The organism is Rhodococcoides trifolii, assembly GCF_014635345.1.
Classification (GTDB): Bacteria; Actinomycetota; Actinomycetes; order Mycobacteriales; family Mycobacteriaceae; genus Rhodococcoides; species Rhodococcoides trifolii.
Genome location: NZ_BMCU01000001.1, coordinates 458,028 through 473,464, shown reverse-complemented (window position 1 = coordinate 473,464; position 15,437 = coordinate 458,028). Strand labels below are relative to the sequence as shown.

Below are 15,437 nucleotides of genomic sequence, written 5' to 3'. Positions count from 1 at the left end.
CGAACGAGTTTTCGGACAAAAGGAGCACAGCAGCCACAGTTGTGGGCGATCGGCAGATCCGCACCCCTCGTACAAGACGGATCCGCCGACCGTTCGCCCCAACCCTGTGTGCGTCCTAGCGCTCGATGATCGCCGTGACGCCCTGTCCACCGGCCGCGCAGATGGAAATGAGTCCGCGGCCGGACCCCTTCTCCGCCAGCATCTTCGCGAGCGATGCGACGATGCGCCCGCCGGTGGCAGCAAATGGGTGGCCCGCTGCGAGCGAGCTTCCGTTGACATTGAGCTTGCTGCGATCGATCGATCCCAGCGCGCTGTCGAGGCCGAGACGCGACTTGCAGTACTCGTCGCTCTCGAACGCCTGCAGCGTCGCGAGCACCACGGAGGCGAACGCCTCGTGGAATTCGTAGAAGTCGAAGTCCTGCAGTTTCAGGCCGTTGCGGGCCAGCAGACGCGGGATCGCGTATGTCGGCGCCATGAGCAGTCCGTCCTTGAATGCGGTGTTGCCGTGGACGTAGTCGACCGCTGCGGTTTCGGAGTCGACGAGGTGCGCCAGCACGGGCAGCTTGCGCTCATCGGCCCACTCGTCGGTCGACAGCAGAACGGCGGACGCGCCGTCGGTCAGCGGCGTCGAGTTGCCGGCCGTCATCGTCGCGTCGCCCAGCTTGGCGCCGAACACGGGCTTGAGCGTCGACAGCTTCTCCACCGTCGATCCGGGGCGCAGATTGTCGTCGCGAGTGAGCCCGAGGTAGGGCGTCACCAGATCGTCGAAGAACCCGCGGTCGTACGCAGCCGCCATGTTCTTGTGGCTGGCCGCGGCCAGCTCGTCCTGATCCTCGCGGCGGATGCCGAATTCCTTGGACGTGATGGCGGCGTGCTCGCCCATCGACAGTCCCGTACGGGGCTCGCCGTTGCGCGGGATCTCGATTCCGAGCATCGACGGCCGCACGTTGGCGAGGAGCTTGAGGCGATCGGGCGTGGTCTTCGCGCGGTTGAGCGAGAGCAGGAATTCCCGCAGTTCGTTGTTCACGCCGATGGGCGCGTCCGACGTCGTGTCGACGCCGCCGCCGACACCGGCGTCGATGCGTCCGGCCGCGATGCCGTCGCCGACGGCGATGACCGTCTGCAGGCCGGTTCCGCACGCCTGGCCCATGTCGAAGGCTGGGGTGTACGGGCTGAGCGCGCTGCCCAGGACGACCTCGCGGGTGAGGTTGAAATCGCGGCTGTGCTTGAGGACCGCACCGGCGGCGACGAGTCCGAGTCGCTCGCCCTGCAGATTGAAGCGGCTGACCAGACCATCGACCGCGGCGGTCAGCATGTCCTGGTTGGACGCACTCGCGTACGCCTTGTCCGAGCGTGCGAACGGGATGCGGTTACCGCCGAGAATGGCGACGGGACGTTGCTGCTTGGTCACTTTTGCTCACTCCAAGTTAGTTAGCGAGGCGGTCTCGTGGACACTGATCTTACTCACGAGTAAGTTGCTTGTCGATACCGCTTCAAACCCGACACGAAGGTAGGAACAGTGGCAGCCTCAGGAGCCCCAGACCTCTACTCACAGTTTCTGTCGTCCGCGCCCGGCGCTTTCATCGCCAAGCAGGCCGGCCTGCCGAAGCCCGAGGATCTGCGTCGATACAAGGCCGGCGAGCCGCCCCTGGCGGGACCGGTCCTCTTCGGCGGAAGCGGACGGCTGGTCGAGCCGCTGCGGGCACTGCTCGCCGACTACCCCGTCGCGGAAGCGCACGACGACAAGTTCGGCGCCCTCGTGTTCGACGCCACCGGCATCACCAAGGTCGACGAACTCGATCAGCTGTTCACGTTCTTCCAGCCGGTGATTCGCAACCTGGCGCGTTCGGCTCGGGTGGTCGTCCTCGGCACCACCCCCGAAGAGACGTCGAGCGTCGACGAGCACATCGCCCAGCGCGCACTCGAAGGCTTCACCCGCAGTGTCGGCAAGGAGATCAAGCACGGCTCCACGGCTCAGCTGGTCTACGTCTCCGCCAACGCGAAGACGGGGCTCTCGGGCGTCGAGTCGACGATGCGATTCCTGCTCTCGGCCAAGTCCGCCTTCGTCGACGGCCAGGTCATCGCCGTCGGTGCCGACGACTCCGTGGCACCCAAGTCGTGGGACCGGCCCCTCGAGGGCAAGGTCGCCGTCGTCACGGGAGCCGCCCGCGGCATCGGTGCGACGATCGCCGAGGTCTTCGCGCGTGACGGCGCCACCGTCATCTGCGCCGACATCCCGGCCGCCGGCGAAGCCTTGTCGCAGACCGCGAACAAGGTCGGCGGAACGTCCCTCGCTCTCGACGTCACGGCGCCCGACGCCGGCGAGACGCTGTCGAACTTCGTCAAGGAACGTCACGGCGGTCTCGACATCATCGTGCACAACGCCGGCATCACCCGCGACAAGACGCTCGCCAACATGGACGAGGGTCGGTGGGATTCGGTCATCAACGTCAATCTTGCGTCGCCGCAGCGCATCACGGAGGCACTCGTCGAGTCGGGCGCTCTCCGTGAAGGCGGCCGCGTCATCGACGTCTCGTCGATCGCCGGTATTGCCGGCAACCGCGGTCAGACCAACTACGGCACGTCCAAGGCCGGCGTCATCGGCCTCGTTCACGCCGAAGCTCCGGTGCTCGCGAAGAAGGGCATCACGATCAACGCCGTCGCGCCAGGATTCATCGAGACGGCCATGACCGCCGCCATCCCGTTCGTCACCCGTGAGGGCGGCCGCCGGATGAGCTCGTTGCTGCAGGGCGGCCAGACCGTCGACGTGGCGGAGACCATCGCATTCTTCGCCAGCCCGGCCTCCAATGCCGTGACGGGACAGATCGTTCGCGTCTGCGGCCAGTCGCTGATCGGCGCATGAGCGTGAGCAAGGTCGTCACGCTGACCGAACCGCCGAAGATCCGAGACATCTACGCCAAGGCGGCCCTCGCTGCGCTTCCGATCGTCGGTGGGTCGCGCACGAAGAGTGTGCCGACCACGACGCTCGAGCTGAAGGATGTCCGCGTCGACCGGGAGAACCTGGGCGCGTACGCCAAGGTCACCGGGCTGCGGTTCGCCGACGCCCTCCCCATCACGTACCCGTTCACCCTGGTGTTCCCCACGGTGATGAAGCTGATGGTCGGTGACGACTTTCCTTTCGCCGCAATCGGTTCGGTGCATGCGGAGAACGTCATCGAGTCGCTGCGTCCGATCTCGTTCTCCGAACCACTCGACATCAGGGTGCACGCGGAGAACCTGCGCGAGCACCGCAAAGGCCTCATGATCGACGTGATCAGTGACGTCAGCGTCGGACGGGAACTGGTGTGGCGTCAGACCTCGACGTTCCTCTCCCTGCAGAAGACGTCGCTGTCCGGCGGACCGCGCGAAGCTCCTCCGGCAGACGAGGTGCCGCCGCCCCCCACCTCGACGCTGTCGGTGGATCAGAAGACCATCAGCCGGTACGCGGCCGTCTCCGGTGACCGCAATCCGATTCACGTGTCGTCGCTCGGCGCGAAGGCGTTCGGTTTCCCGCGCACCATCGCGCACGGAATGTGGAGTGGCGCTGCGGTTCTCAGCACCGTCAGCGGCAAAATTCCCGACTCGGTGACCTACACGCTCAAGTTCGGCAAGCCGATCGTGCTGCCGGCCAAGATCAACGTGTACGCCGAGCGAGTGGGCGACAAGACCGGTCCGGGGTCGTGGGACCTGGCCATGAAGCACCCGAAGAAGGGGTACCCGTACCTGACGGGCACTTTGCGCTGACGCACCCGGGTGTGGAAAAGAGTGTTCCAGGACTCTTTTCCACACCCGAGGCCGCTAGGCCCTCAGACCTCTCCACGCCAGCTTCTCGAGCAGATCGACCGCCGCGTCGACGTCGATCTCTCCACCCGCCACCCGGTCCGCGACGGCTTCGCCCGCCCCGACCAGGGCGACCGCCATCAACGGAAAATTGTGGTCCGGGCCCGGATCCTTCGTACTCGTCTCCAGCAGACCCGCGGTCAGGTCGATCAACCGGTCGCGGCTGCTCTGCACCTGCCCAGCGAACGCCTGCTGACCGATTGCCTGGCGGTACAACACCATCCAGGACGAACGATGTTCGTCGACGAACCGCAGAAAACCGGCCAGTGCGATACTCAGCTGCTCACGCGGAGACAAGGTGGGGTCACCTGCGGGCGTCATCGCCTCGACGAACTTGATTCCCTCACGCGCGATACACGCAGCGAACAGTTCGTCCTTGGAGCCGTAATACAAGTACAGCATCGGCTTCGAGATCTCGGCACGGGCTGCGATGGAGTCCATCGACGTGTCGTGAAAACCGTTCTCCGAGAATACGTCCACTGCGGCATCGAGCATCTGCTGCTCGCGGACGGCGCGAGGCAACCGTTTGGTACCACCCGCCATCGAACCCTCCAGCCAATCAACGATCTCCGATCTTACTCGACGGTAAGATCCTTGTCAGCAACCTTGCACGACGCCCTTGGCTCGTGCGTTCGTCAGGACCGCAGCGTCCACCCGCTCCGGCGTCAGCTCGCCCGACGCCACCACCTGTTCCAGGTGATCGAGAACCTGAGGAACGTCGTCGGTGGTCAACCACAACGCTACGTCGGCACCTGCCACCAACGCCGCTTCGACGGCCCGATCGATACCGAGACGGCTGGTGATCGCAGCCATGCCGCTGAGGTCGTCGGTGAAGATGGGTCCGGTGAACGGCGGTGCGCCATAGCCGGTTCCGTCTCGCAGTAGCGCCATCGCCTCGGGGCTGATGCTGGCGGGGACGCCCTCGGTCGTCAGTCCGGGAACGTCGAGGTGCCCGACCATGACACCGGCACCCGACGTCACCAAGGTGCGGTAAGGGATTAGGTCCTTCGTCTTCAATTCGTCGAGCGGGGGCACGCTGACAGCACCGGTGTGCGAATCACCGGAACTAGATCCGTGGCCGGGAAAGTGCTTGAGAACGGGGAAGATTCCCGCGTCGCGCAGTCCACGGGCATAGGCGTCGGCGTACTGCGTCACGACGGCGGGATCGTCGGAATAGGACCGGTCGCCGATCACCTCGTCGTCGTCCTGCGCGCTGACGTCGACAACCGGGGCGAAGTCGACGGTGATACCGAAGTTCTTCAGCCCGCGGCCCCGCTCGAGGGCCATCTCGTAGGTTTGCTCGGGCGTCATCGTGCCGGCGGTGACTCGGGCCGACGGGTCCTCGCCGAGCAGATCGGCGACGCGTGAGACGCGGCCGCCCTCCTCGTCGATGGTGACCATCATCGGCACCGCCGACGCCGCCTGCGCCTGCGCGACACCGCCGCTGGTGAGCATCGTCTGATCCGTCCAACTGCCGACGAAGATGCCGCCGACGCCTTCCGCCGACGCCACCTGGACTGCGTCGGCGGTGCCCGTCACGCCGACCGTGAGCAACTGGGCGAGTTTCTGCCGGAGCGTCAACGTCGTCAGGAACTGGGTGCAGGAATCTGCCGACTGCGTGGCAGCGGCCGGGGCGGACGTGGCCGGCGGGGCGGAGGTGGCGAGCGGAGCGACCGACGTGCTCGCAACCGGACTCTGCTCGACCGATCCGTCGCTGCTGCTGCACGCTGCGGCCAGAATGACCGTCGCGGCAAGTACCGAGGACATTCTTCGGATCCGCATGATCAGCGACGCTACAGGGCTAGAGTGCAGGCACATCCTGCCCGTGCTCCATTGTCGGAAGAGCTCACCATGGCATGTGACGTGATGCTGATCGCGTACGACGGTTCGGACAACGCGCGGCGCGCCGTCGAATACTCGGGCCGTTTCCTGCAGGCCAAGAGGGCAATCGTGCTGACTGCCTGGGAACCGATGGTCCGGCAGGCCGCGCGGATGTCCGGGCTGTCCGGCGTGATGGGGCAGGAATGGCTGCCCGACGAGTCCATCGAGGACGTCGCCCTGGCCGACGCCAAGGTCACCAACGCCGAAGGTCTCGAACTGGCCATGCGGGCCGGACTCAACGCCGACGGCCGGTGCGAGGAATCGCAGTCCACCATCTGGACCACGATCGTCGAGGCAGCCGACGAGGTGAATGCCGACATCATCGTCACGGGAACCCGTGGACGCACCGGCCTTCGTTCCCTACTTCAATCGTCGGTCGCGGACCATGTGCTCAAGCACAGTCATCGGCCGGTCCTCATCGTGCCTCCGGGCAAGTAGCCGTTCAGTGATAGTTTGACTCCAGTCCTGCCCGTACCCACCTCTGGAGTCCGCGATGAAGCTCGCTGTTCCCACCGCCATCAGTGCTGTGATCGGTGCAGTTCTCGGAGCCGTCGTCATCTTCGGAGCCACCGCTGCGGCGTCGAACAACACCCGCCCCGACATCGACCGCTCCGGTAACGCCGATTCCTCGCTGCTCAACCAGGTCGAGTACGGCAGTCGCTGACCCTCCTGAACCACGAAAGCCCGAGGACCGACACCCTCGGTCGACGGTGGCTCGCCGCGTCGGCCCTGATCGCCCTTCTGCTGTCGTTCGCGCAGAGCCCCGGCTACGTCGTCGCCGACACCAAGTACGACCTGACGCAGAATCCGCTCGGCTTCCTCGATCGCGCATCGCACCTCTGGACCAGCCAGGCCACTCTCGGGCAGGTCCAGAATCAGGCCTACGGCTACTTCTTTCCGCACGGAGCGTTCTTCGCCCTCGGTGACCTCCTGAGCGTGCCCGCCTGGATCACCCAACGTCTGTGGTGGGCGTTGTTGCTGTTCGCGGGGTTCTGGGGAATCGTGCGCCTCGCCGAAGCCCTCGGCGTGGGCAGTCGCAGCTCTCGCATCGTGGCCGGACTGGCGTTCGCGCTGGCCCCCCGAGTTCTGACGACGCTCGGGTCCATCAGCTCGGAGTCGCTTCCGATGATGTTGGCGCCCTGGGTGCTGATTCCGCTGGTGCGGGTGTTCGGTTCGTCGAAACAGAATTACCGCGCGGCTGCCGCGGCGTCCGCCGTCGCGGTTGCCCTGATGGGCGCCGTCAACGCCGTCGCCACCGCAGCCGCCACCCTGGTCGCCGTCATCTGGTGGATCTCGTATCGACCGAACCGTAGCTGGTGGCGTTTCACGGCCTGGTGGATTCCGTGTCTGCTGTTGGCGACGCTGTGGTGGATCGTCCCGCTGCTCTTGCTCGGCGGGGTCAGTCCACCCTTCCTCGACTACATCGAATCGTCCGGCACCACGACGCAGTGGACCTCGCTGACCGAAGTCCTTCGGGGCGCCGGTAGTTGGACTCCGTTCGTCTCGCCCGAGCGCATCGCGGGCGCCGTGCTGGTGACACAACCGGCGGCCGTCGTCGCGACGGGAGTCGTTGCAGCAGCTGGCCTCACGGGGCTCTGCATGCGGTCGATGCCGGCGCGAGGGCGCCTCGCGATCGTGCTTCTCGTCGGTCTCGTCGGCATGGGCGTCGGGTACGTCGGCGGGCTCGGGTCGCCGGTCGCCGACACCGTCCGTACCTTCCTCGACGCAGCGGGCGCCCCCCTGCGCAACGTGCACAAACTCGAACCGCTGGTGCGCGTTCCGCTCGTCCTCGGGCTGGCCCACCTGCTGGCGCGAGTGCCGTTGCCCGGCGCCGTGCCCGCCGCTCGGTGGCGGCGCGCGCTCGCCCATCCCGAACGTGAACCTCGCGTCGCCCTGACCTCGTTGGTTCTGGTGGCACTGCTGGTGTCGACGTCTTTGGCCTGGACCGGAAAGCTTGCGCCCCGCGGCGCCTACGACGACGTTCCCGACTACTGGACCAGTGCCGCGCAATGGTTGCAGGAGTGGAGCCTGCGGAACGACCCAGCCGGGCTGTCGAACAACCCTGCCGACCCGGCCGAGCAGGCGCGGGCCCTGGTCGTACCCGGCGCGCCGTTGGCCGCGCAGGTGTGGGGGCTGACCCGCGACGAACCGCTTCAGGCCCTGGCCACCACTCCGTGGGCGGTGCGCGACGCGGTGCCGCTCGTCCCACCGGGGGCGATCCGAGCGCTCGACTCGGTGCAGCGGCTCTTCGCCGACGGTCGACCGTCCGACGGTCTCGCCGACACCCTGCTGGGTCAGAACATTCGGTTCCTGGTGGTACGCAACGATCTCGACGCCGAGGTGAGCAGGTCGACGCGCCCGGCCCTGGTACACCAGAGCGTCGACAACTCGCCGGGTCTGACCAAGGTGGCCGAGTTCGGCGAGGAACTCGGCCCACGCCACATCGACGGAATCGTGGCCGACGCCGACCTGCGTCCGCGGTATCCGGCCATCGAGATCTACGCCGTGCGTTCTCTCACCGATCCCGGTGTCACCGGCCCGTACACCGTCGACGCGGACACCGTCCCGCGTGTGCAGGGTGGCCCCGAAGTGGCGGCGCGATTGAACGAGGAACGGGCGCGCGGGGGTCTGGATCCCGTTCCGGCAGGCCCGATCCTGCTCGACGGAGACGCCCGCGCCGCCGGACTGCCCGTCGACGATCTCCTCGTCACCGATACCCCGGTGAACCGTGAGACCGACTTCGGTCAGGTCGACAACCACAGCTCGTCCGTCCGGGCGCAGGACGATCCGAGGCGCACGCTGAACCTGGTACCGGATTATCCCGTCGACCGTGAGCCACTGGTGTCGGGTGAGTGGTCGGGCGCCCACATCACTGTCTCCAGTGCGGCATCCGACGCCACCCAGCTCGGTGGATCGGCCCCGGGTAGCGGACCGCCGGCGACCGTCGACTCCGATCGTGCGACGAGCTGGTTGAGCAATGGTCTCGAAGCTGCTGTCGGACAATGGCTTCAGCTCGATCTCGACAAACCGATCACCTCCGGCCTGCTTCGACTGACCACCAGCGCGGCGGCCATCGGGTCACCGGTGAAATGGCTGGAGATCAGCACACCGAACGGGACGACCGCAGCGCGCATCGGAGCGCCCGGTGATCCCATCACGGTCTCGCTGCCCGGCGGTGAGACACCGTGGGTGCGGATCACCGCAACGCAGACCGAGAACGATTCCGGGGGAGCTCAATTCGGCATCAGCGAGCTTTCCCTCGACGACTACTCCGACTTCGACCATCCCGTTCCGGTCGTCATCCGTCACCACACGGTGTTGCCCGCGTCCGCGCCCGGCGCACGCGTCACGGGATGGGATCTGGCACAGGAGCTTCCGGGACGATCCGGCTGTATCGACACCCCCGATCGCGTGCGGTGTGCCAACGGAATCGCGCTGGAACCGGAGGAACTGGGCACCTTCGAACGCACACTGAACGTTCCGACCGGCACCGCGGTGACGCCCGAATTGTGGGTGCGACCCCGCCAGTCGCCGTCACTGCAGTCACTCGTGACCGAGCCTGATCGTCCTGTTGTGCAAGGAGACTCGGCCGTCGGCGACCTCCAGGGTTCTGCGTACGCCCTGACCGACGGTGACCCGCGCACAGCCTGGACAGCGTCCGCCGACTCGATCGACACACGCGCAGGCACCCAACCGACCGTGACGATCACCCTCCCCGCACCGACACTGGTGACCGGTCTCGACATCACGCAGAGCCTCGGCGACCTGCCCGCGCATCCGACGAGAATTGCCGTCAACCTCGGCACAGGGCCGCAGGTTCGGGAGGTCGGATCGGACACCTCCACCGTCTCGCTGACGCCGACCGTCACCTCCACCATCGTGCTGAGCGTCGTGGCCTGGGACGAGGTTCTCGACCAGACCGCACTCGGGTTCGCCCAACAGCAACCGCCGGGTCTCGCCGAAGTGGCCGTGCGCAGCGGTGACTCGATCACGACACCCATCGCACCCGACCCCAACCGCATCGTCACACTGGGATGCGGATTCGGGCCCACACTGACCATCGCGGGGCAACAGACCCGAACGGCCGTCATCACCACGGCGGAGAAGTTGCTGTCCGGAGCCCCCGTGCGGGCGACCATCTGCGCGGGCGACACACCCGTCGCCGCCGACGTCTCGAATCCGGTACCCCTCCCGCGCGGGGAGCAGGAGGTGACCGTCGACCCGGGTCCGTCGTTCTTCGTCGACAGTGTCCACCTGCGCTCGGCACCGTTGAAGGCCACGGCGGCGGTCGGCCCGCAACCGGTCGCCGCGCCCTCGTCGGTGTGGTCCGCGGACGAGCGCACAGTCACTGTGGGCGAATCGAATTCGGACCGAATCCTGGTGGTACCCGAGAGCACCAACCCCGGATGGACCGCGACCGACTCCGACGGACGCACCTTGACCCCCGTCGTCGTGAGCGGGTGGCAGCAGGGGTGGGTCCTGCCCGCCGACACGTCGGGCGAGGTCACGATGACCTACCCCTCCGACAGGGGGTACCGCCTCGGCATCTTCGGCGGTCTCGTACTGCTGCTGCCGCTACTGCTACTCGCCGCGATCCGTCGACAAACCACGTCGCACGACGAGACACCGCGCCCGTGGCGAAGCCGAACCGTCGGCGTTTCTCTGACCCTGGCCGCGGCCTGGGCCTTGTCCGGGATCGTCGGTGTCGTTGTCGCAGTAGCACTTCTGACGTCGGTGGTGGCCGTTCGCTCACGCTGCGGTCGGGCCGCGGCAGCCAAGTCGCTGGTCGTTGTCGCTGGACTGTCGTTCGCAGCTGCGGCCGCGTTGTTGTCGAAGGGACCGTGGCGATCGGTGGACGGATACGTCGGCCACTCGGCGTCGATTCAGTTCTGCGCGTTGGTCTCGGTTCTCTGTCTCGCAGTTGCTGCCCTACCCAGCTCCCAGCGTGCGAACGCCACTCGCGCAGGCTCTTCCACCAAGGCGTAGCTCGCGGACGCGACGAGGACGGAGAGCACCGCGGTCACTGCGGTGACAAGGAGGAAGTGCCCGGTGAACGGGATGATGCCGAACACCGGGAAGACGATCGCGAGCACGGCGAGATGCCAGATGAACAGCCCGTAGGACCAACGACCCAGCATCAGGCCGACGGGGCTGTCGAGGTAGCGATACCGGCGGTGACCGTCGGCGAACACCAACGGCGCCAGCAGTCCGAAGGCGACGATCGAGCCCAGGGCGATCTTGACGGCGTACTGCCACGGGGCGGGGGTGACCAGACCCTCCGGCCCCGCGAGATCCGTCGTCGACAGGAGGAAAGCGACCGCCGCGACAGCCGACATGATTCCGCGTCGTTCGCCCCAGCGCTGGAGTCGCCCGGGCCCGTCGACCGCCGCCGACGAGGCGAGCTCGGCGATCACCGCACCGGTGAGAAACCACGGCAGATAACCGGGCATCCAATTCTGGATGTTGGTGGCCTCCGCGGTGCGGATGGGAAGAAACGCCCATCCGAGCGCCAGCACGGACACCCCGCACAACAGGGGAATTCGTAGCGTCACCCGTCTGCCCCGGAGTCCCGCGATGGATGCCGCGGCGAGCGGCAACACGAGGTAGAACGCAACCTCGACCGACAGCGACCACATCTGCGTCATTCCCTGCGTCAACGTCAGCGGGAAGAACACCTGCGTGAGAGTGAGGTTGGCGAACCACACCCGCGCTCCACCGCCCGCCTGCGGAAGCAGCAGGAGCACCACGCACACGACCACCCAGTACGCGGGCAGAATGCGGACCGCGCGGGAAAGAAAGTAGCGGCCGACGGGTGGCGACTGCCGCAACCCGCGCGCCGCGGCAGCGTGCGGACGCCACAACAGAAACCCGGACAGCCCGAAGAACAACGCGACGGCCAGGTCGAACCGGCCCAGCACGCGCCCGACGACAGGGACGTCGGTCGTCGCGGTCTGGAAAGCCACGTGGGTGACGAGCACCCCGAGCGCAGCCAGCCCTCGCATACCTTCCAGCGCAGGCAGGAACTGGCGCTGTGTCGAATCGGTGCTCATCCTGATCTCAGTGTGCACCACGGTGTGTCCCATACGACTGTTACTGTTCCGACCAACGAGTAGGGACGTTCGGTAACCGGGGGAAGCTCGTGTCATTCCCCGCGCCATCGCCCTCGTCGACTTCCAGAGGAGAATGACAATGGCGGATCGGTCCGAACCGAGGCCCATCGTTCCGCTCGTGCTCGTAGGCTTGGGCGTTTTCCTGCTGGTCGTGGCCATCCTCATGCCCACGTACATGACCGGTCGGCTCGAGAAGACGCCACTCGACCTCGAGATCACGACGGTGTCCACGGGCACCGGCACCGTGCTGAACGCCGCGTCGCTCACCGCCGGGCGCGCGCAGATCGATCAGAACGTTCCTCTCGTGTCGCAGCGCTTCGTCACCACCGAGGAGCCGTCGGATTCCGACACCATCACCGTGCAGGCCGGTTCCACGCTGCGTCGTACCGACAAGCAGGGCGACACCGGCTTGCTCACCGCGCTCGTCGACCGCGTATCCGCAGACCGCAAGACGGCCATGCCCGTCGATCCGGTCGGCACCATCCAGGCGCAGGGCGACAAGCCGGCCGAGGAGGTCCCCCACACGGGTCTGCAGTACAAGTTCCCGTTCGGTGCGGAGCAGAAGACGTACCCGTTCTTCGACACGGTCGCGCGTCAGTCGTTCGACATGAATTTCGTCGAGGAGACCGAGATCAACGGTCTGCCCGTCTACCACTACACGCAGACGATCGCCCCGGTCGACCTCTCGACGGTCGTGAACCTTCCGACCAACAAGCTCGCACTTCCGGCCGACACGTGGGGCGTACCCGGTGGTTCGGTCCCGATCACGATGACACGGTTCTACGAGAACACCCGCAACATCTACGTCGAGCCCAAGACCGGTGTCATCGTCAAGGGTGAAGAGGCAGTGCATCAGTACTACGCACGCCGCGCCGAGACACCCGACGTCGACGTTCTCAACGCCACCATCGGCTTCGACGACAACTCGGTCGACTTCCAACTCGGCAAGGCCCGTGAAGGCATCGATCAGATTTCCTTGATCAGCCGCACCATTCCCATCATCGCCGCCATCGTCGGTCTCATCTCGCTCCTGGTAGGCCTGTTCCTGCTGTTCTTCCGCAAGGGACGCGGCACTCCGGCTACGGCGTCGGGACCGCGCACGTCCACGGCGCCTCCGTCCGCCGCACGGCCCGCGCGCGGCGAGAACCGTGACTTCGGCGACGAACGCACCGAAGAGATCCCGCGTACCGATCTGCGTAAACCACCTCAGCAGTAAGCCGCCTCAACAGTAAGGACTGTGGGGCCTGGTTCGCGATCGAACCGGAGCCCTACGGATTCACCATCGTCACGCCTGGCCCCATCGATGCCAACGCACCGACCACGTCGTCCAACTCGATGTGCCGGGCGATCAAACGGCCGACCTTCTGGACGGGCAAGCCGCTCAAGAGCTCCGGGTAATCGTGAGCGGCGAGGCCGTGGCTTCCGAGAAGATCGAGCTCGCGAGCGATCACCCGGTCCATCGGAACCTGCGCCCCGTTCGGCAAGAGCCCGATCTGCACATGCCGGCCTCGCGTCCGAAGTGCGCGTACCGCATCCGAGACCAGCTCGACGCTTCCCGAGCATTCGAGCGTCACGTGGGGAGCGCCCTCGACGGATGCCGACGCGCCCAGGGACAGCGCCAGTTCGATTGCGGCAGCGGACGAGTCGACCACACTCACACTCGCGCCGGCCTCGACCGCGACGATGACCGCCGACAGCCCCAGACCTCCGCACCCGTACACCGCGACATGTTCGCCGGGCCGGACCACAGCGCGGCGATGCACAGCCCGCCACGCCGTCGCGTACCGGCAACCGAGGGTGGCGGCGACGTCGAAGGAAATGTCATCGGGCAGGTGTACGAGGTTGTGCTCGGCATAGCGGACCGCAACGAATTCGGCGAAGGACCCATCGTGCGTGAAGCCAGGCTGCTCCTGCCGTGAGCACACCTGCTCGTCGCCGCGACGACACTCGTCGCACGAGCCGCACGCACAGACGAAGGGCGTCGTCACCCGCCTCCCGATCCATCCTGCACTCACCGAGGAGCCAACGGAGACAACGACACCCGCGAACTCGTGGCCCGGAACGAACGGCAAACGGACGCCGCTGTCGTGTCCCTGCCAGGCGTGCCAGTCGCTACGGCAGACGCCGGTGGACATCACCTGAACGACGGCGCCGTCCGGGGCGGGATCAGGTCGTGGGATGTCCCGCACCGTTCCGGGACGGCCGAATTCGTCGATGACCACTGCGCGCATGGCCCATGTCTACCCGATCCCCTTTTACCCCAGGGCGGTCAGCCCGATCGGGTCGGCGAGCAACCGGCCGATGTCGGCGAGGAAGCGCGACCCCTGTTCTCCGTCGACCAGACGATGATCGAACGACAGGCTCAACGTGGTGACCGATCGTAATGCGATGTCGCCCTTGTATTCCCACGGCTGACGCCGCACGGCTCCGAAGCACAGGATGGCCGCTTCGCCGGGGTTGAGAATCGGCGTACCCGCGTCGACGCCGAACACACCGACGTTGGTGATGGTGATGGTGCCGTCCGCAAGATCGGCCGGACCGGTCTTACCGTCCTTCGCGGTCGACGTCAGCGACTGCAATCGTGTTGCCAGATCGCGTAATCCGAGTGTGTGAGCATCCTTGATGTTGGGCACCATGAGTCCGCGGGGCGTGGCAGCGGCGATGCCCAGATTGACGTACGACTTGGTCACCACTTCCTGCGCGTCCTCGTCCCAGGTGGAGTTCAGCGACGGGTTCGTGCGCAGCGACAGCAGCAGCGCCTTCGCGACCAGGGCGAGGGGCGTGAGCCGAACATCGGTGAAATATGTCGAGGCGCGCAGAGTCTCGATCAGTTCGAGTGTCGGCGTCACGTCGACCGCCAGGAATTCCGTGACGTGCGGTGCAGTGAACGCGCTGCGCACCATGGCGTCGGCGGTGTGTTTGCGCACTCCCTTGATGGGCGTGCGGGTTTCGCCCTCGCGGCGACCGAGCCCGAAACCGTTCAGATCGTCACGCGTCACGTTGCCGTGTAGTCCCGTCGCGGGAATCTGCGCGAGATCGATGCCGTTCTGGCGAGCCGCGTGCCTGACCGGCGGCGACGCCAGGGGGCGGTCACTGTGAGCGGGGGCGGCGGTGGGCGCAGCCGCACCGGGCCGGCGCCGGCTCGGCGCGTCTCCCGCCACCCCGTAGCCGACGAGAACGGGGACACGCTCCGGTTCCGCAGCTTCTGGTTCCGTAGCTTCTGGTTCCGAGACCGGCTCCGCAGCGTCCACCGATACCGCTGGTTCCGCAGTCCCGGTTGTGATGTCGATGATCTCGGCCCCGACGTCGACGGTGTCCCCCGCCTCCGCCTTGAGCGCGGACACGACGCCCGCGTAGGGCGAGGGCAGTTCGACGAGGGCCTTGGCCGTTTCGACCTCGGCGATGATCTGATTCAGCTCGACCGTGTCGCCCACCGCAACCGTCCACGACACCAGTTCGGCCTCGGTCAGGCCTTCGCCGAGATCCGGAAGTCGGAAGGTGCTGACTGTGCTCATGCGTGGGCCCTTCGTCTCGTGTGTCCTGGACCACACAACCAACATCGAGCATCATGCGCAAGCGGCGCACTACGAACTGAGCAGATCGAAC

General features: G+C 66.6%; 12 protein-coding genes. 6 read left to right on the top strand and 6 right to left on the bottom strand.

The genetic code is table 11. The features are described 5' to 3' along the window. Positions 1–115 precede the first annotated feature (115 nt). Positions 116–1,411: an acetyl-CoA C-acetyltransferase gene (locus IEW02_RS02190; RefSeq protein ID WP_188543059.1), complete on the bottom strand. Its 1,296-nt coding sequence runs from the start codon at positions 1,409–1,411 to the stop codon at positions 116–118. Positions 1,412–1,519: 108 nt separating this feature from the next. Between IEW02_RS02190 and IEW02_RS02185 the strand changes: the two genes are divergently transcribed. Together IEW02_RS02185 and IEW02_RS02180 are read left to right on the top strand one after the other, a co-directional pair. After that, positions 1,520–2,863, top strand: coding sequence for a 3-oxoacyl-ACP reductase (locus IEW02_RS02185; protein ID WP_188543058.1), 1,344 nt, complete (start codon positions 1,520–1,522; stop codon positions 2,861–2,863). Next, positions 2,860–3,744, top strand: a complete 885-nt coding sequence (locus IEW02_RS02180; protein WP_188543057.1) for a MaoC/PaaZ C-terminal domain-containing protein — start codon at positions 2,860–2,862, stop codon at positions 3,742–3,744. The genes IEW02_RS02185 and IEW02_RS02180 overlap by 4 nt, the downstream gene beginning before the upstream one ends. A 54-nt stretch (positions 3,745–3,798) precedes the next feature. On the opposite strand, the gene IEW02_RS02175 is transcribed toward IEW02_RS02180, so the two are convergent. Further along, positions 3,799–4,383: a TetR/AcrR family transcriptional regulator gene (locus IEW02_RS02175; RefSeq protein WP_188543056.1), complete on the bottom strand. Its 585-nt coding sequence runs from the start codon at positions 4,381–4,383 to the stop codon at positions 3,799–3,801. 54 nt (positions 4,384–4,437) lie between these two features. Next, a complete protein-coding gene (locus IEW02_RS02170) occupies positions 4,438–5,622 on the bottom strand; it encodes a glycoside hydrolase family 3 N-terminal domain-containing protein (RefSeq protein WP_188543055.1) in 1,185 nt (394 codons plus the stop codon). A gap of 69 nt (positions 5,623–5,691) precedes the next feature. Here IEW02_RS02170 and IEW02_RS02165 point away from each other — a divergent pair, with 69 nt between their 5' ends. From IEW02_RS02165 to IEW02_RS02155, 3 genes are read left to right on the top strand one after another with little or no spacing between them, the layout of a single operon-like run. Further along, a complete protein-coding gene (locus tag IEW02_RS02165; protein ID WP_188543054.1) occupies positions 5,692–6,159 on the top strand; it encodes a universal stress protein in 468 nt (155 codons plus the stop codon). Between the two features lie 55 nt (positions 6,160–6,214). Beyond that, positions 6,215–6,385, top strand: coding sequence for a DUF2613 domain-containing protein (locus IEW02_RS02160; RefSeq protein WP_188543053.1), 171 nt, complete (start codon positions 6,215–6,217; stop codon positions 6,383–6,385). A gap of 5 nt (positions 6,386–6,390) precedes the next feature. Next, positions 6,391–10,707: a DUF3367 domain-containing protein gene (locus IEW02_RS02155; RefSeq protein ID WP_188543948.1), complete on the top strand. Its 4,317-nt coding sequence runs from the start codon at positions 6,391–6,393 to the stop codon at positions 10,705–10,707. Here IEW02_RS02155 and IEW02_RS02150 read toward each other — a convergent pair. Then, positions 10,605–11,771, bottom strand: coding sequence for an acyltransferase family protein (locus IEW02_RS02150; RefSeq protein ID WP_188543052.1), 1,167 nt, complete (start codon positions 11,769–11,771; stop codon positions 10,605–10,607). The two genes, IEW02_RS02155 and IEW02_RS02150, sit on opposite strands and share 103 nt — an antisense overlap. 139 nt (positions 11,772–11,910) lie before the next feature. On the opposite strand from IEW02_RS02150, the gene pgfA reads away from it, so the two are divergent. Continuing rightward, entirely contained in the window at positions 11,911–13,047 is a 1,137-nt protein-coding gene (gene pgfA / locus IEW02_RS02145; RefSeq protein ID WP_188543051.1) for a cell envelope lipid trafficking protein PgfA, read from the top strand. Positions 13,048–13,099: 52 nt separating this feature from the next. On the opposite strand, the gene IEW02_RS02140 is transcribed toward pgfA, so the two are convergent. Together IEW02_RS02140 and IEW02_RS02135 are read right to left on the bottom strand one after the other, a co-directional pair. After that, positions 13,100–14,062, bottom strand: a complete 963-nt coding sequence (locus IEW02_RS02140) for an alcohol dehydrogenase catalytic domain-containing protein (RefSeq protein WP_188543050.1) — start codon at positions 14,060–14,062, stop codon at positions 13,100–13,102. Positions 14,063–14,086: 24 nt separating this feature from the next. Further along, on the bottom strand, positions 14,087–15,346 hold the full coding sequence (locus IEW02_RS02135; RefSeq protein WP_188543049.1) for a dihydrolipoamide acetyltransferase family protein: 1,260 nt from the start codon (positions 15,344–15,346) through the stop codon (positions 14,087–14,089). Between the last annotated feature and the right edge of the window lie 91 nt (positions 15,347–15,437).